Origin of the sequence: Serratia sp. BNK-10 (assembly GCF_047456065.1) — a bacterium.
GTDB classification, from domain to species: domain Bacteria; phylum Pseudomonadota; class Gammaproteobacteria; order Enterobacterales; family Enterobacteriaceae; genus Serratia; species Serratia ureilytica.
The window spans coordinates 222,611-243,040 of the sequence record NZ_CP179894.1 but is presented as its reverse complement, the minus strand read 5'-3'; the positions used below and the strand labels follow the sequence as shown (position 1 = coordinate 243,040).

Sequence of the window (20,430 nt, the reverse complement as noted above, 5' to 3'; positions counted from 1 at the left end):
ACCACTCATATTATCATATTAAAACCTAATACGGCTCCAACATAACCTCTTCACCTCGCTTCCACACAATAAACCCGGCCTCATAAGGATGCAAAGGCGTACTGACAATAACACTGTATCCTTCACCAGGGATAAAATCATACTCACCGATGCCGGGCACGCACTTCCCAGGTTCCAATGCAACAGGCGTGTTTGCATATGATTTTTCATAGACATAATTATCATTGCCATACTTCCATATGGCTACCCTGAGAATGGACTCCTCTCTTTCCATGTCATTCTTATCGACAAAAACGCAGATCTTGCTACCGACAGTCGTTGCTTTTGCCGGGCGTAAATTGACTTTATCCCCCATAGGGCAACCAGAGATAAAAAGAGGAATAAAGAGTAAGAGGAGTTTTTTCATAGTGGCAGCCCTGCGCTTCTGATTATGGGTTGAAATTTTGACAATGTACTTCTGTCTACTATCCCTGAGTAATTCCTACCGTATAAACCGATAAAATCGCTAACGCCAAATTTCTTGAGATAGAAATAGTCTGCAATTATCGATGCTTGCTGTTCCATACTATACTCACGCAACAGCAAACGATCGAGCCGATATTGATAGCTCACCGCCCAACTGAGAAGCCCACGGGTACGCACCCACATGCCTCTTTGATGCTGCCAAACATGTGCCATCTCGTGGACAAACAGGTGCTGTGCCAAATGATGCACCGTAAAATCAGGTCGGTATAAAGCCCTGCGAAAATACAACTCCCCATTCGGGCTCATCGCCGTGTACTGATTCTGCAGCCCAAACGGCAGATAGCTGTCGCAGTGAACCAACACGCTCTGATAGAAAATGGTGCTGCCAAACACCGAACGCGCCAGATTGATTTCGCCCGGTGTTAACGCCCGCGTGATCCCTTCCTGTTGTGGCTCCATCCTGGAACTCCTTGATCCGAAAGAGTTCAATGAAACGTCATTTTAACCTTTAAGGTCAATCAGATAGGCCTTAGGAAAGCATCAGGAAGATCCGGTTTTTACTGAAATGGGAAATACGTCAATACAGAGTGAAAATAGGCAGGTAGTGGTGGCGGGCAGATTCCAGGCACAAAAAAACCACCTTTCGGTGGCTTCTTGTTCGCGCGGTACTTAATGGTGCGAAGGCCGGACTCGCCAAATCAAACTAATCAACTGAATTAATTAAATATAAAAATATCCAACCTTAGTCTATATACTCACTTGTATACTCAATCAATTTTAGTTAGCAATCATTTAAAATCAATTAGTTAAAAAATGCATGTAATCCCATTTTTAGACAAATTCGTCAGCAGGGACCAACTGAAACTCTCTACTTCAGTTGGTCTTAGCTAATACCCCAGGATAGTGTTTCGCAATAATGTCATTCATCATTTCTATCAGCTCCAAACGCTTGAATGTCAGATGGGCTGTTCCCTTCTGAAAGTAGCGGATGCTGAAGTATTCATCCTCGTAAGCATTCTTAGCCGGGTTATCCCGAATATGTTCCATCAATCGAAAAGATATATCACCACGGCTGTCAGGTATTGGTTTGCCATCAAGTAAAAACAGCATCCGCTCAAGGTCAGCCAACTGATCCCTCCGCCAACCCCAGTTAAGGCTAAAGCCCCAGCGGTTATGAGTTACCAAATGGTTAATGATTATCTTCTTACCAAAGCTGCAGGGGCTATTGGTTTTATAATCCCATGACAGGCCTTTGAAGACGTTAATGATCCCGCGCTCAAATACTTCCATTTTGTTCAGATGTAACTGTTCAAAAGTACTGAGAATGTTCGCCTCACTGATAGCAGGAAGATCGCCCTCCTCCAGGTTCTTGTGCCACTGGTCGCGAGCCTGTGCATCCATTAAGGCCATCATGCCGGACTTCAGCATCAAATCGCGCCAGATACTACTGTCGATATTGCGGGTGACGGCAGGCATCGCTTTATCTGCCTTCTCAGTCAGCCAACTATCGTAGCGGTGCCCTGGCTTCATCGCCCAGTCTTGCGCTGTACCACCGCCAATTTCTGAGGTTAACCCTGAAATGGCATCAAGCTGCTGAATGAGCTGTTCGATCTGTTTCAGGGCGGTATCTCGGCCTGTGACAACGCGCTCGATACTAGTCGAAAGGATGAGTTCATTGTGCTCCGTTAATACATCGGGTTCTGTTTGCATCGTTAATCGTCCATTAAAGCAAACACGCCTGCCGGGAGTGGCTGGCGCATTATGCGATGAATACAAAAGGTGGGAAGTTCAGAGGTAAAAATCAGGAATGAGGCTCGAAGTATTCAGGTATTTATTAATCCGGTAGCTCGCCTGGCTCGGAGAATATCGGTAGCGGTTAGGAATGGTGTCTGCTCCTGCCATGTAAATCCTTTGCGGTCAAGGCGCACCAGTTCATAGCGTTCCACCAGGAAATTCACTGCATCAGCAAGTGTAATACCAGCTTCAATATGCTCTTGGATGACCGCCTCGTCATGGAATGGCGTGTCGTTAAGCGTCAGGCCGTAATGGTGATCCAGCAGATACGTTAAAAGTTGCTGCCAGACCTGCACGGGCGACAGATGTGACGAAACCGGCACCTTGGCCAGTACAGTTGAAATGTGCATGGGTAGAATCCTGAAAAAAGAAGAAGAGAGAAGGTGTTACAGGGTGGGATAAATAGAAATGTAAACGTAACCGCAGCTACCACGGGTATCAGCTATACAGGTTAAACTCGCAAGTTGAATGTTTACCTGACGTTGCTGATGTGGATTTAGTTCGCCAGCACGCAGCATATCTTCCAGTTGTTCTACAAACAGCGGGAAAGCCAGATCTAATTGCTGCAGGTGCATTGGGCTAAAACTCCCCGTCAATCCAGCCCTGTCAGCCAGGTAACGCAGCCGGTTGCCTTCCTGAACTAATCTTGCGCCAAATCGTGGGGTGATATCGCTTTGTAGCCCCCATTCATGGGATGGTTTTAATGACATGGATATCTCCGTTTAAAGCAAACCCTGCTCGGCAAAGGAGACCACCTCGTTTCCAACCACCAAATGATCCAGCACTCGCACTTCTACCAGTGCCAAGGCTTTCACTATCCGCTGAGTGATGTGTTTATCCTGCTGACTGATTTCTGTCGTACCTGACGGATGGTTATGAGCCAGAATTACCGCAGCGGCATTGTGTTTCAGAGCCAATTTAACCACTTCGCGGGGATGCACTTCGGTATGGCTGAGTGTGCCGGTAAACAGTGTTTCGCATCCCAGCAGGCAGTGCTGATTGTCGAGATACATCACGATAAAAACTTCACGCTCCTGATGAGCCATCTGTAATTGCAGCCAGGTTTTAGTGAAGCTGGTGGAAGTAAATGGCTCACTCGGTTGACGCTGATATTTCTCCAGCAGTCGTAACGCCCGACGAATGATGCGTTGCTCGTTTGCAGGAAATACCGGGGATAAATTGAATACAGACATATTTGCTCCTTAAAACAAAAAGCCTCGCCGGTTTATTGGCAAGGCCTAGGGGAAGGGATAATAAAAAGGTTCATGAAACAAGCTGCAGCATATTCTCAGCCATCACCCACAGAGCACGGTTGAGCTTTACATCACCGTCGATACCTTTAACAGCGCGTGTATGGGCTCGTTTACCTTTAGTGGTTCGTCCAGACAGACCGCCTTTGATCAGGTTTTCCTGAATGCGCTGATAAGTGGTCCACAGGTCATTACTTTCATCCTGCCAGCGGCGTGGGGATAGGATTTGGGATTCCGTCACCGGCTGATGCTCTTCACCAAAGCGATAGGTTAATGCTGCTTTCGCCATCGCCTGTTGTGCTGGCGGCGGTAACAAAAGCGTCTGCATTGCATTGCGCTTCTCCTCCACCCGATCAAATATCCCCAGTACCTCGTAAGCCCCTTCAATGACTTTCTCCACCACGTTACCCTTATGGGGAACACGCACTTCACCAAAACTCTCACCGCAAATCAGCCCATTTTGGCAAACCGATCTAAATAGCCCCGGCAGCATCTGGTATGAGCTGGAACCGTCATGGCTATTAAGCAGAATAATTTCCGGCACTTGCTTGCCAGTGATTTGGCCTTCGCGGCGCAGGCGCAGCATATGTTTAGTGTGTTCACGCTTGCTCTGATCCCGCACACGAGTCTGGCAGGCGAAGAACGGCTGGAAGCCTTCTCGCTGCAGGTTATCGAGAAGGGTTATGGTCGGGATGTAGGTGTATCGGTCACTACGTGATTCATGCTTTTCTTCACTAAAGACACTCGGAACGTAATGCGCCAGTTCATCATGGGTTAGAGGACGGTCGCGGCGAACCAGGTTGACCGCACCAAAGCGACTGGCTAATTTCATGATAATTTCCTTAGGTTTTGGGGCATAAAAACAAAAGCCCCTGCTCCGTAAGGAGGCAGGGGCGATATGCAGGTTCAGTGATCGTTGCAGCAGAAGGCGGCTCAGAAGTTGTCCAGGATCCGTAATATCTGCGCCATCAGGGCAGTTATCAGCGCGGTCACCAGCAGCGTGGCTGCTTCTCTGGCTGCATCTATGCTGTCGTCATCGCGACCGGCCTGACGAAAGCGGATTTCAATAAATTGTCGGGCTTGCTGACCGCCGTACCAGGTCAGAACGTGACCCAAAGCGGTCACCAGCATTTTCAGAAAAATCATAGGGTTTGCTCCGGACTGCCTGACGGCAGTCCGTTGGTGATGTGACGTCTTTTATGGAGGGAGATGAAACAGAGAGACTACTCAGTTATAGGTGTAGCGCCACGCCCCTCTGTCGGTGGTGACTACCACTTCCGAAGCCACGCACTCATTATAAAAATTCACTTTGACGGACTGCCCGTAGTGCAGAGTGATCGGCAGAATGGTTTCCTTGTTAACGGAGGACATAAACTTTTTGTTGTCGATGCGGCAGTTGCCCCGATTAACGTCAATGTTTTCAACTCTCACACTGTCATCCAGCGAGGTGACCACTACAGTGGCGTAGCGTGTTCCGGCAGGATGAACATAATCACTGGTCTCCACTTTTATTGGAGAAGCTGGCTCGGCCAGCGCCGAAGCAGACAATAAAAGCAGTGCGGGTATCAACCATTGTTTGATTTTCACAGCGTATTCCTTTTAAGAGTAACGTATCGCCGGAACACGAATATCATCATTCATTACCAGCAACAGAAGGTAAAAACAGGTACAAATCAGAGTGAGGCCTTTGCCACACAGCCGTGTGTGCCAAACTCTGGCAGCACCTTCGCCGCCCCAGCTAGTGTGAAGGTAGCTGGCTTAACACCTTCGCCGGATACCGAGACTTGTTTGCCGTTACGCAACTGTGTCCAGGCCAGCACCAGGTTATTGCTGCCGAGACGACTGCCAGACTCACTGATATCAATGGCCTCTCCACCGTCAATGCTGACCTGGAGGTTTTTATCCTCATCCATACTGACTTCATGCCCGTTAGCGTCCGTAAATATGACCGTGGCTGGCTGTGAGCCGTAATCCGCACAGGACAGATATAACTGCGACTGACCTTTCCCCTTGATAACAAACTCTGATACGCCTTGGCCCCAACCGCTGGACCAAGTGTCCTTATTTCCGAAAGCCTGCGCCATGACCGGAACCAGGCCATAGACCAGCACCAACGCGCTGAGTGATGAAATGTTCATGAATGTATCCTTTTGTGAGTAAAGCAAATTGCCCTGACGGACGGGAATGCAGGCTCATTCTCTGATGAGCCCGCTGATATACTGATAATGCGGCAGAGCCTGGATGAATCTCGGGTCCTGAAAAATGCGAGTGATATGGCTGTTTCGCACAAAACCGCTGAGAGTCATCACCACATCAGTGATGGATGAAAGGGTGAACACCTGAATGCGATCTTTCGATACAGCCACCAAGTACCACTCCCCGTCCAGACAGATAAGCCGGTAAGGGGCCACTGCAGACTGCTGATGACCCTGATGCAGAAAGTGAACACGGCGATTACGAATGATGGCCTGAACGATAGCTTGGAAACCACCAAACAACGCAGGTGCCTGACGTGGCGGGGCATTCCAGATAATGCAGGGGGAATCCTGACCACTGTCGAGCAACACCGACAGCAGCCTGGGATCCAGAGTAGGAAAGTAATGCGCCACGCTGGTTATCCGGGCAAAGCGGAGAATGTCGCTGTTGGTGCGAAAGGGACCCCGGGCGTCCAGGAGCCGGAAGCTTCCACGGGAATATTCGATGTCGAGATAACGCAGACGCTCACGCAAGTCGCGCTGAACGGTGCGCTCAGAAACGCCAAACTCCTGAGCCAATTGTCTGACGCCAAGTGATTCGCCCATAAAGAGGCGACTGACCAGGATGGCGAGACGGCTGGCCAACCGATCATAGCGGTGTCCCTGTTCAGACATGTTATGTGCTCCCAGCAGAAAATATTGGTACCAGTCATCTGCTGGCAGTGAAAAATGGATTAGCGGGAAAGACGTTGCTGCCGGAGCCAGGCTACGATGATGCAGGCCGGTATGGTGACCCGGTAAGCCGGACCCGCAATGTCGGAAATCATCCACGCCGAAGTGAGCGCAATGGCGACGGGACCGGCAATAACGGTCAGTGCTCTGGATGCCACCACCACCGTGCCCCAAGTGGCGACGCCTCCTAGTGAGGTAATGACGCTTGCAGACAGTACGGTGGCAAGCTCCAGTGCAGCCAGCGAGGAGGTACGTATGGCTGCCTGTACTGCCATCAAAATGAGCTGAGGGGTGGGGTTGGTTAGGTCGAGTTGCATATTGCGGGAAAAGGTAGCCAGTTCTTCGGGTGTCATCTGGTCCAGGCTTTTCTCCAGCACCTTCATCAGCAGACACAACTCAATGGTCTCGGTGGTGCTTTTCAGGTTGAAGTTCACATCAAGTTTGTCGCAAACATCACCAAGGATTTCTCGATAGGTCACGCCCTGCCCCAGCCTAATCAAACTTACCAGCGTATTGGCCCCGTAACGCTGAAGTTCAGCCGCTATCAGTTGCCAGTAGCGGCGGTGTTCCGGTGCCAGCAGACGGTATTCCGGGGTGCTGGTCAGGCTCTCTGTCCAGCGGATGTCGCCGTCACGAGGGTCAGTGGTCAGAATAGAAACCAGTAGTTGCAGCTCTTCATTGCTGCACTGGCCCAGCAGGTTTAAATCGGGGTCGTTACGGTAGACAGCCATTAATCTTCCTCAGTCAGTGTGGTGAGAGTTCACACTTTAAGGGGGGCTGTGGCACGGATATGTCTTCTGAAATGGTGAGTTTTTACGCGGATGGAGTTGAATGCGACACTTAGTGTCATAGTCCCGTGACAACTACGACTAAAACATACACACTGAGATCGAAAGCTACCGTCATCCATTATGATGATATATGTCTGATTTTATGATGAATTATTGCATTTGTTCGAACAAAGACTGTATAGCCAGATCCATCAGTTCTGATTGGCCCATACTGTGTTTTTTTGATAATTCCTTAAGCATCCTGATGCTTTCTTTGCTCAAGCCGAGAAGTTCGGCAGTCCGTTTTTTATCTGTCTCTTTTCTTTTTTCACGTACCTTCTTTTGTGACCAAGCTTTAGTCAACGAGGTGACTAACTCTTTGAAATTATCTTCTCTTGTAAGCATATAAAGCTGTGTGATTAATGCGTATTTACTATCACTCTCCGTGAGAGGTTCTAAATCAGCCAGGAACATATTTTTTTTCTTTAAGTAACAAACTGAAAAAGAAACCGACTCTTTGCTTTTCATCAAAGAGGTGACATTGACCTCATGCCTGCATATCTCTTTATCTCTCTTGTAGTTACAGGATAAATGTGAAATCAGAAGATTTATTTCAGTATTTTTGAATGGCAACAAACTTAATAAGGTAAAAATGGATTTATAGCGTTCTTTATGTCCGCCTACGACTCTGGGCAAACAAAATGTATCAGAAACGCATTGAGTTTGCTGCTTACTCCCCACATCACTGTAGAGATGTATATTATCCGCTCTGAGCAGTTTAAACACACCTTTCCATTCGAGCTGCATCAGTTTCCACCAGAAATAGTGGCATGCCTCGATATCATTTTTTAGCCATACAATACAACCATCGGAGAAAGCGTCACTTTCTACATCTTTTACAAGTTTATTTATCTTATCAAAAGGAGATTTTATTTTATCAGAAACGACATCAGAACAAATAAAACCTATTAATTCCGGGGCATTATTAGCTATCTGAGAGAAATTTGAGTTTGCTATCGTTATATTTAGCGATATTAATATGCGCCCGAGCATAGACAATGGAAAGGTTGAAAGATATTCCCTTATCAGCATTGGTTCATCTCCTGACAATTCCTGCGCAGATTTGATTCTCATCCTTTTTATACGCTCATCACTCATGTCCAGTTCCTTCTCTCAATCCTCCTTTTAGGGTAACTTAAGCCAAGGTGTTAATGAAGATTTTTCGTGTTAAAAATGATGCCTGATAGAGGAAAAAACAAGGAAAAAACGTTCCATTCATATCACGAAACTCCTTTAAATACTGGGACTGATGGCACTTTAATAGCATAGTCAATCAACTCCCCCATACAACGTTAACTCCAGAGTGACTGAAGGACCAGCCAGGAGCAGATTGATGGTGCATGGCCACCGGATGTACACACTTTACATAGCACAAACTGTCGGATTGGTAATATATACCTGATACATCCTTTCTCTCTGTTACGCTTAAAGCTATGGGTTACCTTCATAACCCTTTTGTAATCAGAAATGATTTAATCAAGATAGGTTGAAACATCAAACCTCAGCTTTAATTACCTGAAGAATTATTTTTAAGAGTATTTTTTTACAGCTCCAGTCATTGATGTGAAAAACAAACCACTGGAGATTCCATAATGAATTACACCTCTAATTCTTTCTGGCAACAACGTATTACCGACACCTTACTGAACGCCCTTAAGGCTTATCCGCGAGTATTAATGCTGAGAGTTGATCTACGCCTACCCAATGTACCAGCAGCTACAGATGCTGCTGTCATCTCCCGATTTATAGACTCTCTGAAAGTAAAGATTGCAGCGTATCTGCTTCGTAAACACCGCGATGGCAACCGAAAACGCATGACCGACCTGCGTTATATCTGGGCAAAGGAATATGGAGAACGCAACGGTAAAAAGCACTATCACGTGGTGTTGTTGCTTAATCGCGAAGTCTGGTGTTCCGCAGGCAACTATAACGATCCGGCTTCACTGGCAGGATTAATCAAACAGGCGTGGTGTAGCGCCTTACGGGTGGGTACACAGGAGTATGCAACGCTGGCACACTTTCCGGAAAGCCCGGTGTACTGGATTGACCGAGGGAATAACGAGCAACTACAGGAGGCATTATTACGGGCTTCATATCTTGCAAAGGACCATACCAAGGTTACTGGTGATGGCGAGCGTAATTTTGGATGCAGCCAGCGCTGATATCCCCTCAAGATTCGCCCCAGCCTATCGGTGCCGATAAGGCGCTCAGGTATTTTTTTACTGGCAATCCCTATTCTCTGAAGGAGTACTGGTGTGCAATAGAACTCAACTATACCGGACTCCTCCCATCATTAATTTTCAGAGGGAGAGATTCCATGGCTACTATCAATAACCCCATTCTTAGTGCTGAAGACCCGCTTATAGACATGACTTTTATCACTACATATACCGGCATGACCGACAAATGGTTTTATAAACTTATTCAGGATGGCGAATTTCCGAAACCCATCAAACTGGGACGTAGTTCACGTTGGTTTAAAAGCGAAGTAGAGAGCTGGATGCAGCAACGTATTGAGGATTCACGGGGGAACTGTCTGCGATGAAAAGACAGTACACAGCGAAATGTATGTCACTGATAACTCAGAAACACGAAAACCAGCCCTTAGAGAGAAAACACTTCGGACAAATCACCGGAGCTGTCCCTCCGGCTAGAATTCACTCATTACTCAAAATAATCCATGTCCAGTTTGGGCACTTTAACCAAACGAGAGGAAACGCCAACCTCGTTTTCAATCATCAAATGGACTAAGCGTTCGCCATCAACCAGCACCATTCCCTCAACGGAATGGGCAAAATCTCGCGCCTGAGAGGTAAAGCCGGAGGTGGTAATAAATACCCCACGTTTGGCCTTTTGTCCGGCCAGCGCACCATAGAACGCCTGAAGTTCAGGGCGACCAACTGTGTTCTGCCAGCGCTTAGCCTGCACGTAAACTTTTTCCAGCCCCAATTTATCGAGCGAAATAATGCCGTCGATGCCACCATCTCCAGTACCGCCTACGCGCTGAAGATCATCCCGATGTCCGCCATATCCCAGACGATGAAGTACATCCAGTACGATAACCTCAAAGCGCGCCGGAGATACCTGCAACAAGTTTTCCAGTAACTCATCAGCAACAGCATCCCGCAGCTCTTTTAACGCTTGATCAAGACGATCGTCAGGACTGCTTTTTGCCAGCTCTTCCTGGTTCAGTGCAGCTGGTCTTGGATCAAGATCGACAGCATCTGGCTGCTGTTTTAACTTCACGTTCATGAAATCAAAAGCCAAGTGGTTCACTTCTTTTTCGGTAAGTGGCAGGGTATGGGCCTGTACCCATTTAATCCCTTCTGGTGTTAAGCACCATTTTCCTCTGGATAAACTTTGCGATAATCCAGCTCGCTTCAGACGGTCATGTGCCCAGCCTGCCCGGTTTTTATAAACCAACTGACCACTGGCTATCACTTCTGCTCGCTGATTATCATCAAGATTAAGAGCATCTGCCGCAGCTTCATGTGCATCACGAGCAGGTACGCCCTCAAGTTTACCTGCCAGAAAACGGAGAACTGGTTCAATAAATTTATCGTAGGTAGGAACTGCCATATAAACATCCCTGATGATGGTTCTATTAGATCGGTTACGTTAAACCAATCAGCTGAAGTCTGGTTCGTTACTTAGCAATTGAGTGTACTTCCAACTGGCGAGAGTATGAACATATATCTCACTGATTTTGCTCACCAAGATAAAGTCTCATCTCCACGTCATAAATCAGAAAATATCACCCCCAGCCATCTCATCTAACCGCGTTTTGACAACTTTCCATTCCGGCATAACTTGTCCCATCAGACGGTAAAAACGCTCGCTATGGTTATGCCCGGCAATATGACACAGCTCATGCAGGATCACGTTATCAATACACTCACGCGGTGATTAATTGTCCGATCTCCATCAAGTTAACATGACCCTCATTGATCCGAGATCAATGACGAACATAGCCATGAACACAATGATTTTTTATATAGAAAACATGAACTAAAGGGCCATAGGTGAGTTGGCCCTTGCATATTAAAATCCGCGCATCCCATTGATAAACGTTTCAATCACATCGCGCACACGGTCATAGACCCGAGCTCGCACGCTTTTGCGTTCCAGAATCTTTGGCGTCCAGGTCAGCGTTTCCGCCACTTCATCCTCGCGGGGCATCACGTCGGTAAAGAGGTAGTTATCCAGTAAGCCGGTCAGTTTGATGAAATCGAGTCGCTCTTCGCTGCACAAAGCAACCAGCGCCTTACCTTTTTCCTGTTCGACATAGGCTTCAAACACCTGAGTGATATCTTCGTCATGCGTGGCATGCAGCAGGCTTTTTTCAATAAAGTTATCGATAAGCTCACGTTTGCTACGCAGTGTGACGTCACTATCGACAATATCCATGATTTTTTTCTTCTGCTCCTGCTGCTCTTTTGGCGGCATCGCCTGTATGCCCGCTAGCAGGCGCAAAATGTAGCCGACGTTAATTTCGTCGCGATGAATCAGCGAGACTTCAAAATCTACGTCTTCAAGAATCGAGACTTTCTCCTTGCTGGAGTGTTTTTTCACCTTGTCGTGGATATCGAGGTACTTACTGGTAAAATCCGCCAGCGTCTGGTCCGACAGCGGTTTAGCCGCATCGTCAAAATCGGCAAAGCTTTCGAGAATGTTTTTTAAACGCATCACATCGCGGAATGCCGTGACAAACGCCAGTTGGGCTTCTTCGTCCGGTAAATCGTCCACGCTTTCTACCGTTGAAGTCAGCATTAATAAGCGATCGACGGCATCCTGATAATCCCCGAAGTACTCGTCAAAAGGTTTGACCAGCACCTTAGAAGAGGCATCTTTATTCGAGAACAAGGCAATCGCATCGTCGGTGGATTTCTTCAGATTACGGAAGCAGACGATATTGCCGTGGCTTTTCTTCTCGTTGAGGATACGGTTGGTACGGGAAAACGCCTGCACCAGGCCGTGAAAACGCAGGTTTTTATCAACGTACAGCGTGTTCAGCGCCGGGCTGTCGAAGCCGGTGAGGAACATATTCACCACCAGAAGAATATCGATGCCTTTCTCCTTGGTGCGCTGGGCAATATTTTTGTAGTAATCGTAAAAGCTCTTTGAGTCACTGGCCGAGTAGCTGGTGCCATACAGCTCGTTATAATCCTTAATAAAACTATCCAGATGGTCGCGACTCGAGGTATCAACTTTCGCCCCCTGCGGCAGGCTGATATCTTCTTCATCCAGCAGGCCGTTTACCGCCTCTTTATCACTTTTGTCCGCTTCATTGGCGGCGTAGGTGAAGATGGTGGCAATTTTTAATGGCTTATAGTTGGCATCCGCCGCCTGCAGTGTGGCCTGCTTTGCTTTAAAGAGTTTGTAGTAGGTGATCAGCATATCGACTGACCCGACGCAGAACATCGCAGTGAACTCGCGATTGCGGGTCTTAGCGTTATGATGGGCAAGGATATAGTCGGTTACTTTGCCTAACCGGATGTCGCTTTCCATCACCTCTTTGGTGTCGATATCCTCCACATCGATATCGATCTCATTGCTACTTTCTTTGCGCTTATAGGTGCCTACATATTCCACGGCAAAGCGCAGAACATTTTCGTCCCGGATGGCGTCGACAATCACGTATTTATGCAGGCATTTCTCGAACAACAGCTCGGTGGTCTGTTTGACACCATTGGTGATATTGACGTTATCGGCAAAGATTGGCGTCCCGGTAAAACCAAACAGCTGCGCGTTCTCGAAGAAGTTCACGATCGCTTTATGTGTATCACCGAACTGGCTGCGGTGGCATTCATCGAAGATAAAGACGATGCGCTCTTTGCGCAGGTGTGCGAGCTGCGCTTTATACCTTTCATGGGTGATGGCATTGTTCAGCTTCTGAATGGTGGTCAGGGTCAGTTTGGTGCTGCTTTGCTTGAGATGTTTTATCAGCGTACTGGTGTTGTTGGTGGTGTCCACGCTGTCTTTTGCAAAGCCGTTGAACTCTTTCGCTGTCTGATAATCCAGATCCCGGCGATCGACCACAAAAATGACCCGATCCACTTCCGGCATTTCCATGATCACCTGACTGGCTTTAAACGAGGTCAGCGTTTTACCGGAGCCGGTGGTGTGCCAGATATAGCCGTTCTCAGGCCGTCCCTGCTTGCGGAGATTCTCCTTCACGTGGCGGATCATCGCTTCGCAGGCGTAAAACTGGTACGGGCGCATCACCATCAGACACTTACGGGTTTCGTTCAACACCGTATAGTGGGTGATCATTTTGGCGATGTGACACACTTTCAGAAATGCGTCGGTGAATTTCTCCAGCGCTTTAAGCGGATTATTCTTTTCATCGGTCCAGAAGAAGGTCTGCTCAAAATGGTTGGCGCGGTTGTTGGCGTAATATTTGGTATCCACACCGTTACTGATAATAAAGATCTGCACATACTGGAACAGGCCGCTGCCGACCCAGAACGCATCCCGATGGTAACGATCGATCTGGTTAAAGGCCTCTTTCAGTCCCAGGCCGCGACGCTTAAGCTCGATCTGCACCAGCGGCAGGCCATTGATCAGCAGAGTGACGTCGAAGCGGGTTTTACGTGTACTTTGCTCGGCATTGAATTGCTTCACCTGGCTCGTCACCTGAAACTCGTTCTGGCACCACTCCTCTTTATTGATAAAGCTGAGCCACTTCTCGGTGCCGTCATCGCGCAACAACTGGTAGCGATCGCGCAGGATCTTAGCGCGATCGATAACTTCATTGCCTTTTGTCAGGTGCAAAAAAATACGGTTAAATTCGCTGTCCGTGAGTGGGGCAGATTCCAGTCGGTTGTGGATTTCAATCTGCTTGCGCAGATTGGCTTTCATACTGGTTTCGTCGGTGACATTCACCCGTTCGTAGTGCATGCCTACCAGTTGTTCCACCAGCTGCGCTTCTAACTCGTATTCGCTTTGCGTTGCCATCAGTGTGTCGTGCCTTTTATTATTTTGCTGGCCCGGAGTTGGTCGAGCCGGGAGGTTTTTATACAAACATTTGCTGGAGCAGGCCTTGCTTCCAGGTTTTTAACTTGTCCAGTTCTGCTTTTTTGACGGCGATTTTATTGTCAAGGGCAGAGAGGAAGTTGGCGATTTTGGTTTGCTCTTTTTTGGTCGGTATAAAAGACAAATACAGTTCAATATCTTTATTTGATATGTTTGGTTGAGCACTTGCAGTTGGTATAGATTTTATATAATTAATAAATTCCATTGTTGACATATAGTAATAATAGAAGCTTAATATATCGGTAGTGTTATCCAATAGCCTAAATGTCGCGACGCGTTGATTTAAAAAAGCACTCTCGCATTTAATTAAACCCATTTTCCCAAATGTTGCCCCAGACAAGGCCATCACAAAATCACCTTTATTAACCTGGTAGCGAATCGCTGGAGTCTCAGTAGAAAATACCCCTGAGAATGCTGATAGATCAATTTCTTCCGAAATATCACCAATACGGAGCACCTTTGTACTAGCCATCTCACTAAAAAGTTGGCTTTTAAATGCAAACCCTCCCTGCACTTTTATCCTTTCAGATAATAAAGACTCTTCCCATTCTGGAAACTCCTCACCGTATTCATCCTTAAACCGCACTTCCTGACTAAAAATCTTCTGCATCATGCCTTTTTTGTACTGGCACAGCAGGTCGTACTGCTTGTTCAGTAATGAGATTTTTTCATCAACAGAGGACAAAAAATCGGCGATTTTGGCTTGTTCTATTTTATTAGGTGCGTAAAATCCAAAGTTTTTAATTGTACTTAAATTGAGTCCAGACTTAGCACCAGCATCATTCTGCAGATTTAAGATATTGTTGTATTTTTTCGTGGATAAAAGATTTGCGATGAACTTGGATGAGGCTATAGATAAATTAGGTCTAACTAAAGCAGTATGTTGATTAATATACGCAGTTCCCAAATCATCTGGAACCCATCCCAGTTTACCCAGTTCCGCGGTAATAGAAATCAAAATATCATGATGCTGTAAGGCTGTTCGTTTACCTTCATTCGAATTTTCAGGCAAGCGGACAAATTTTAAATCTGACAAGTTCAATGTAATTCCATCTCTTACAAGATTTGTCATGCGAATAAATTTATCACCGCAGTCAGAATAGTACTGTGCCCAATCACGAGAACCACTGGTAATAAATGAAGATATTTTACCTAGCGAAGTCTCACTCCATGGTTCGTTGAACCCCGTAAATCTTAATTTCGGCACCATCACTTAACGTCCTCCACCACTGTAAACGGTGCTTCAATCCCCAGCTCCTTACAGAATCCGGCAATGGTCTTATCAATCTCTGCCACTTTCCCTTCAAGATCGCGGATTTCCTGCGCTACGGCGTTGAGATCAATCTCTTCTTCCGCTTCAAAAGTATCGACATAGCGCGGGATATTGAGGTTGTAATCGTTGTTACGGATCTCTTCCAGGGTTGCGATATGACTGTATTTCTCGAGTGCTTGCCAGTCGTTGTAGGTATCGGCAATTTTGTCGATATGCTCCGGCAGCAGGCGGTTCTGAGTTTTCACCTTTTCAAAGTCATTGCTGGCATCGATAAACAGAATACAGTCGTTGTGCTTGCGGCACTTGCGCAACACCAGCACGCAGGTCGGAATGCTGGTGCCATAGAAGATATTGGCAGGCAGGCCGATCACCGCATCAATACAGTTCAGCTTCTCAATCATAAACTGACGAATATGGCCTTCCGCTGCGCCACGGAACAGAACGCCGTGAGGCAACACCACCGCCATGGTGCCGTCATCTTCCAGGTGATGGAACATGTGCTGCACAAACGCCATGTCTGCTTTGCTCGAGGGTGCCAGTTTGCCGTACTGGGTAAAGCGGTCATCGTTCATAAACAGCGGGCTGGCACTCCACTTGGCGGAGAACGGTGGGTTGGCAACGATGGCGTCAAATTTCAGATGCGTGTGCTGCGGGTGCTCCAGCGTGTCTTCCTGAATGATTTCAAAATCTGCATAGTGAACCCCGTGCAGGATCATGTTCATACGCGCCAGGTTATAGGTGGTACGGTTCATCTCCTGGCCGTAGATTTTACCCACCGACGAGGCTTCACGTTTCACGCGCAATAACAAAGAGCCGGAGCCACAGGTCGGGTCATAGACGTTTTTCAATTTCAGCTTGTGGGTCGTGACAATTTTCGCCAGCAGCGTGGAAACCGGCTGCGGGGTATAGAACTCCCCGGCTTTCTTACCTGCGCCAGAGGCGAACTGGCCGATCAGGTATTCGTAGGCATCACCCAGAATGTCGGAACTCGCTTCGCTCAGGTTAAAGCTCAGTTTGTCGAGTTCAGTGACGACTTTGCCGATCAGCTCATTTTTAGCCTTAGCAGTGTTGCCGAGCTTGCTGGAACCTAAATCGAGATCTTCAAAGAGGTTGCTGAAGTCATCCGCGGAGTTGGTGCCCAACGTGCTTTGTTCAATGCTGCGTAGTGTAGTGGCGAGGTCTTCCAGAATAAAGCCGGTGCCTGCACCTTTGGGATCTTTAGCAACTCGTTCTGCCATAGTGTGGAACAGATCGGTTGGCGGCAAAAAGTAGCCTAAGGACGGGATACTATCCTCTTTTACTGCGTCAACAATGTCCTGATACGCCGGATGTTCAGGAGTCAGCTCGTTGTACTGAATGCCATCTTCCGCCAAAATTTTATTAGCGTAAGCAACGAATTTTTCAGAAAGATATTTGTAGAAAATAAAGCCTAAGCAGTAGTCGCGGAATTCATCGGCATTCATCTTACCGCGCAGGGTATCGGCGATATTCCACAGGCGGCCTTGCAGTTCACTTAAATTTTGCGCTTCAATCTGAGGAGACATAAAAAACCTTAATCTTTGATTATTTTGATAAATTTTCTATTTTGGCAAAATAATATTGTTGCTTTAATTTCATCAAGTTGTACTCGTAGTAATCTTTCATCCTGAGATGAAGATACAGCTCACCTATCGCTTGTTGCTTTTTTAGTACAGGTAAATCGAGTTCAAATTGACGAACCATTTGCAGAGTTAACTTAGGTACAGTTGACCCCTGTAGAGCAAATGATTTTTGTTGGGCTACAGCGTTGCTCTCATTGAAATGCCAAATCCAAAACAATGGAGAGACTCTGCTAACATCCAACTCGACCTTAACAAAGTTATTGCCCAATATTCGCCCTGCATGCTCCTGCTTAACAAGAACAGCTTTAGCATTCGCTAAGTTAATAATGACATCATTTTCTCTTGTCACTTTGAGTAACGACGTACTCTTAACTACCTGTTCTTTATCAGAAACTATCACTTCAGGTTGCCAGTCATCGATCTGATGCAACTGTGCTGTATAAAAGCGATACGCTTTACCTGATTCTTCTGACTCTATGCGTGACAGGTTTACTCCGGGGATAAAATTTGCAATGTCGCTATAGACGATTTTTCCCATTTTTATCCTCGTAAAATAGGGGGCTACGCCCCCTTTCGCTTAGTTAATGGCACCAGCAGTTGGCACTTTCACTGTCGAAAAACTCGACAAGCAAACCGTCACCAAACACCGCTTTTAATTTCCCTTCAATTGCATCACAGCCAGAGGTATCAGTGCCATACACTGAAACCGCAACCCTTGATGGACGACTTTTTTTCAGTGCATCAAGTATATGGCTGTCATTTTCCCCCATACTCCATCCATAGATCACGATACTTTTCTTTTTCTCTGGTAGTACTTCACGGTAGACAGTGTCAAGATAACGGCTACGAGCTATCGCGCTTAGTTTTTGCTTACTTGTCCCTTCAGAAACAAAAACTGGCGTAACTGTTGCAGAACTCCATTGCTGAGAAATTTGTTGGAGATAATTTCCGTCACCTCGAGGATTAGTATGTAATTTGGACTCTTGACCACTGAAGTCTTGGGCCAAAATCAAAGAACCATGTGGGTAGAAGACTAAGCTTGTCGTCTTGTAACCTTTTTCACGATCCTTCCAATGTAAGTCTCTAAAATCACTCCAATCAAACTGTTCATTAAACAAACGGTCGATGAAGCAATCCTTTAGTTTTCCGGTAGTTGTATCTTCAAGCAAGGATGCCCAGTACACAATAAGATCGTAATTCAGGGATAAAACCGTCTTGAATCTGCCTATAAAAGGACGAATTTTAACTAGCACATCCGATATTTCATGATGCTCAGGATGATTTTGGCTCACACATTGAATCAAGAGATTTCTAAGTAACTTATACCTCTCAGTCGTTGCATTTTCAGGCACACCGAGCTGTTTATTTACTTGAGTTGCAATCCACAGACGATGCAGAATCAACTCAAAATCTTGCGTATCAAATAGTTCGAACAAGGCTGCCAGCTGCCCATCTGAACTGAGCTCGGTCAACTTCTGACATAAGCTACGATAGGCAAAATCACTATTAACTGCGATACTTGCACCATTCCCCAAAAGTAAAGTATCATCGTATTTGGCCTCAATCTCGGCCCATTGTTTAATTGTCACCATGTTTCAACCCTCGCTTTCATATTTTAGATTTGTGGGTATTCCGCCAAGAACTCACCCACTCATGTTCAAATAGGTAATTTTTAAAAATTACCAAACCTGAAACTGAGGCCATTAAACAATGAGGTTGTGCTGATGTCAATTCTTTTCTGTGTAATTTTTGAAAATTACACAGAAAAACTGTTTATCTCAAGCGCTAAATAACGCTTTAAAGTTCGTATTTTCAAGGGTTTATAATCCTTAGAAGGGTTTATCTTACTGCTTGCTTTGCAAAATCAAACGGAGTAACTCCCTTCTCTCTATTCGCATCCAGATAATCAGCCCACCACTGCAGCATCAACCTACGCTCATCCAAATGCTCAGCCTTATGAATGTAAGCCGCACGAACTGAGCTACGTTCCATATGGCTCATCTGCCGCTCTACCGCATCCCTCGACCACAGCCCTGATTCAATCAACGAACTACAGGCCATAGTTCTGAAGCCATGCCCACATACCTCGACCTTCGTGTCATATCCCATTACGCGCAGCGCCTTGTTCACCGTATTCTCACTCATCGGTTTACGTGGATCATGATCACCTACGAAAATCAGATCACGGTTTCCACTCATGCTTTTGATCTTTTCTAGAATGGTCAGAGCCTGTCGAGATAAAGGAACAAGGTGAGGTGTACGCATTTTTGATCCTCGATGTGAATGCTTCACTCCTTCCAATGGCTCGCGTTCACCCGGGATCGTCCACATAGCGTTTTCGAAATCGACTTCTGCCCATCGAGCAAAACGTAACTCACTAGAGCGGATGAAAACTAACAACGTCAGCTCCACAGCTAAGCGTGTTAGTGGTCTGCCGGTATATGTGTCGATACGATGAAGTAGTTCAGGAATGCGGTTGAGCTCTAGAGCAGCACGATGCTGTCGTTTAGCAGTGGAGACAGCACCTGCGATTTCTTGCGCGGGGTTGTAGTCGATTAAGCCGCTCTGTACGGCGAATCGCATAATCGCAGTCGTGCGTTGTTGTAGACGCGCAGCCACCTCAAGACGTCCAGACATCTCTACGGCTTTGATAGGTATAAGAAGATCTCGCGTATTTAGCTCAGTGATATTTCGTTTACCAATCGCAGCAAACAAATTATCTTCCAGGCTTTTAAGAACACGTCCACTGTGGGACTCAGACCACTTTTGATTGCTGGCGTGCCAATCTCTGGCAACAGATTCGAAAGTGATAACCTCTTTTGCCTGCTCTTCTTTCACCACACGCTTGTGTTCGCGAGGATCGATTCCAGCAGCAACAAGCCTTCTGGCCTCTTCCCTCTTTTGACGAGCATCAGCTAATGACGTTTCAGGATAAACTCCAAACGCCATTAGGTGCTGCTTACCACCAAAACGAAAGCGGAACCGCCAGTATTTTGAGCCGTTAGGGTGAATAAGCAAAAACATGCCATCCCCATCGACAAGGGTGTATTCCTTTTCCTGCGGTTTTGCAGAACGCACTTTGATATCTGTCAAAGCCATAAAAGTTCTCCTTCCATGTGCCGCTGTGAGTATACAACCATTATCGAACCAGCATATATACTCGGTTCTATACTCACAAGCGACTTGATGTGGGTTGACTCAGATTGACTTCTGTTGAAAGGAAAATCGCGTAAAGCCTTGTACAGCGCGGATTTC

22 protein-coding genes and 1 pseudogene are annotated in these 20,430 nt (G+C 46.6%); 2 read left to right on the top strand and 21 right to left on the bottom strand.

All coding sequences use genetic code 11. The features are described from left to right. Nucleotides 1-25: 25 nt before the first annotated feature. The 13 genes from ACMGG9_RS01150 to ACMGG9_RS01090 all read right to left on the bottom strand — a co-directional run bounded on the left by ACMGG9_RS01150 (nt 26) and on the right by ACMGG9_RS01090 (nt 8,364). A complete protein-coding gene (locus ACMGG9_RS01150; RefSeq protein ID WP_414161847.1) occupies nt 26-406 on the bottom strand; it encodes a putative T6SS immunity periplasmic lipoprotein in 381 nt (126 codons plus the stop codon). Continuing rightward, nucleotides 403-924 carry a type IV secretion protein Rhs gene (locus ACMGG9_RS01145; RefSeq protein WP_414161846.1) on the bottom strand — a complete coding sequence of 174 codons (522 nt, stop codon included), beginning with the start codon at nt 922-924 and terminating at the stop codon, nt 403-405. Before ACMGG9_RS01145 ends, ACMGG9_RS01150 begins: the two co-directional genes overlap by 4 nt. A gap of 414 nt (nt 925-1,338) precedes the next feature. Continuing rightward, nucleotides 1,339-2,175: a DUF4942 domain-containing protein gene (locus ACMGG9_RS01140; protein WP_348856138.1), complete on the bottom strand. Its 837-nt coding sequence runs from the start codon at nt 2,173-2,175 to the stop codon at nt 1,339-1,341. Between the two features lie 113 nt (nt 2,176-2,288). After that, a complete protein-coding gene (locus tag ACMGG9_RS01135) occupies nt 2,289-2,609 on the bottom strand; it encodes a TA system toxin CbtA family protein (protein ID WP_100781461.1) in 321 nt (106 codons plus the stop codon). A 36-nt stretch (nt 2,610-2,645) separates the two neighbouring features. Next, nucleotides 2,646-2,969, bottom strand: coding sequence for a type IV toxin-antitoxin system YeeU family antitoxin (locus ACMGG9_RS01130; RefSeq protein WP_414161845.1), 324 nt, complete (start codon nt 2,967-2,969; stop codon nt 2,646-2,648). A gap of 12 nt (nt 2,970-2,981) precedes the next feature. Beyond that, nucleotides 2,982-3,452 (bottom strand): RadC family protein, encoded by a 471-nt coding sequence (radC, locus tag ACMGG9_RS01125; protein WP_057068553.1) that lies wholly within the window; start codon nt 3,450-3,452, stop codon nt 2,982-2,984. A 70-nt stretch (nt 3,453-3,522) separates the two neighbouring features. Further along, entirely contained in the window at nt 3,523-4,344 is an 822-nt protein-coding gene (locus ACMGG9_RS01120) for a DUF932 domain-containing protein (protein ID WP_165787423.1), read from the bottom strand. 98 nt (nt 4,345-4,442) lie between these two features. After that, nucleotides 4,443-4,655, bottom strand: a complete 213-nt coding sequence (locus ACMGG9_RS01115; protein ID WP_100781458.1) for a hypothetical protein — start codon at nt 4,653-4,655, stop codon at nt 4,443-4,445. Nucleotides 4,656-4,736: 81 nt separating this feature from the next. Further along, on the bottom strand, nt 4,737-5,096 hold the full coding sequence (locus ACMGG9_RS01110; protein ID WP_057068555.1) for a hypothetical protein: 360 nt from the start codon (nt 5,094-5,096) through the stop codon (nt 4,737-4,739). Nucleotides 5,097-5,182: 86 nt separating this feature from the next. Beyond that, nucleotides 5,183-5,647 carry a hypothetical protein gene (locus ACMGG9_RS01105; RefSeq protein WP_414161844.1) on the bottom strand — a complete coding sequence of 155 codons (465 nt, stop codon included), beginning with the start codon at nt 5,645-5,647 and terminating at the stop codon, nt 5,183-5,185. Between the two features lie 54 nt (nt 5,648-5,701). Then, the gene (locus tag ACMGG9_RS01100) at nt 5,702-6,379 is read right to left on the bottom strand and encodes a helix-turn-helix transcriptional regulator (protein WP_414161843.1); all 678 of its coding nucleotides are present in this window, start codon (nt 6,377-6,379) and stop codon (nt 5,702-5,704) included. A 59-nt stretch (nt 6,380-6,438) separates the two neighbouring features. Next, nucleotides 6,439-7,167, bottom strand: coding sequence for a DUF3944 domain-containing protein (locus ACMGG9_RS01095; protein WP_323093967.1), 729 nt, complete (start codon nt 7,165-7,167; stop codon nt 6,439-6,441). Between the two features lie 210 nt (nt 7,168-7,377). After that, nucleotides 7,378-8,364: a hypothetical protein gene (locus ACMGG9_RS01090; RefSeq protein WP_323093966.1), complete on the bottom strand. Its 987-nt coding sequence runs from the start codon at nt 8,362-8,364 to the stop codon at nt 7,378-7,380. A gap of 494 nt (nt 8,365-8,858) precedes the next feature. On the opposite strand from ACMGG9_RS01090, the gene ACMGG9_RS01085 reads away from it, so the two are divergent. Together ACMGG9_RS01085 and ACMGG9_RS01080 are read left to right on the top strand one after the other, a co-directional pair. After that, the gene (locus ACMGG9_RS01085; RefSeq protein WP_323093964.1) at nt 8,859-9,428 is read left to right on the top strand and encodes an inovirus Gp2 family protein; all 570 of its coding nucleotides are present in this window, start codon (nt 8,859-8,861) and stop codon (nt 9,426-9,428) included. 155 nt (nt 9,429-9,583) lie between these two features. Continuing rightward, the gene (locus ACMGG9_RS01080; protein ID WP_057068579.1) at nt 9,584-9,811 is read left to right on the top strand and encodes a helix-turn-helix transcriptional regulator; all 228 of its coding nucleotides are present in this window, start codon (nt 9,584-9,586) and stop codon (nt 9,809-9,811) included. Nucleotides 9,812-9,930: 119 nt separating this feature from the next. Here ACMGG9_RS01080 and ACMGG9_RS01075 read toward each other — a convergent pair whose 3' ends face one another. The 8 genes and pseudogenes from ACMGG9_RS01075 to ACMGG9_RS01040 all read right to left on the bottom strand — a co-directional run bounded on the left by ACMGG9_RS01075 (nt 9,931) and on the right by ACMGG9_RS01040 (nt 20,274). After that, nucleotides 9,931-10,845, bottom strand: a complete 915-nt coding sequence (locus ACMGG9_RS01075) for a restriction endonuclease (RefSeq protein WP_414161842.1) — start codon at nt 10,843-10,845, stop codon at nt 9,931-9,933. Nucleotides 10,846-11,010: 165 nt separating this feature from the next. Continuing rightward, a pseudogene (locus ACMGG9_RS01070) lies at nt 11,011-11,163 on the bottom strand (YgjP-like metallopeptidase domain-containing protein); the annotation flags it as partial. A 144-nt stretch (nt 11,164-11,307) separates the two neighbouring features. After that, nucleotides 11,308-14,223: a type I restriction endonuclease subunit R gene (locus ACMGG9_RS01065; RefSeq protein ID WP_414161841.1), complete on the bottom strand. Its 2,916-nt coding sequence runs from the start codon at nt 14,221-14,223 to the stop codon at nt 11,308-11,310. Nucleotides 14,224-14,281: 58 nt separating this feature from the next. After that, a complete protein-coding gene (locus ACMGG9_RS01060) occupies nt 14,282-15,511 on the bottom strand; it encodes a restriction endonuclease subunit S (RefSeq protein ID WP_414162258.1) in 1,230 nt (409 codons plus the stop codon). Beyond that, entirely contained in the window at nt 15,511-17,118 is a 1,608-nt protein-coding gene (locus tag ACMGG9_RS01055; RefSeq protein WP_414161840.1) for a type I restriction-modification system subunit M, read from the bottom strand. The genes ACMGG9_RS01060 and ACMGG9_RS01055 overlap by 1 nt, the downstream gene beginning before the upstream one ends. A gap of 19 nt (nt 17,119-17,137) precedes the next feature. Next, a complete protein-coding gene (locus ACMGG9_RS01050) occupies nt 17,138-17,713 on the bottom strand; it encodes a restriction endonuclease subunit S (protein ID WP_414161839.1) in 576 nt (191 codons plus the stop codon). A gap of 43 nt (nt 17,714-17,756) precedes the next feature. Beyond that, complete coding sequence (locus tag ACMGG9_RS01045; protein ID WP_414161838.1) at nt 17,757-18,767, bottom strand: DUF4917 family protein; 1,011 nt, start codon at nt 18,765-18,767, stop codon at nt 17,757-17,759. A gap of 247 nt (nt 18,768-19,014) precedes the next feature. Then, on the bottom strand, nt 19,015-20,274 hold the full coding sequence (locus ACMGG9_RS01040; protein WP_414161837.1) for a tyrosine-type recombinase/integrase: 1,260 nt from the start codon (nt 20,272-20,274) through the stop codon (nt 19,015-19,017). Nucleotides 20,275-20,430: the final 156 nt, after the last annotated feature.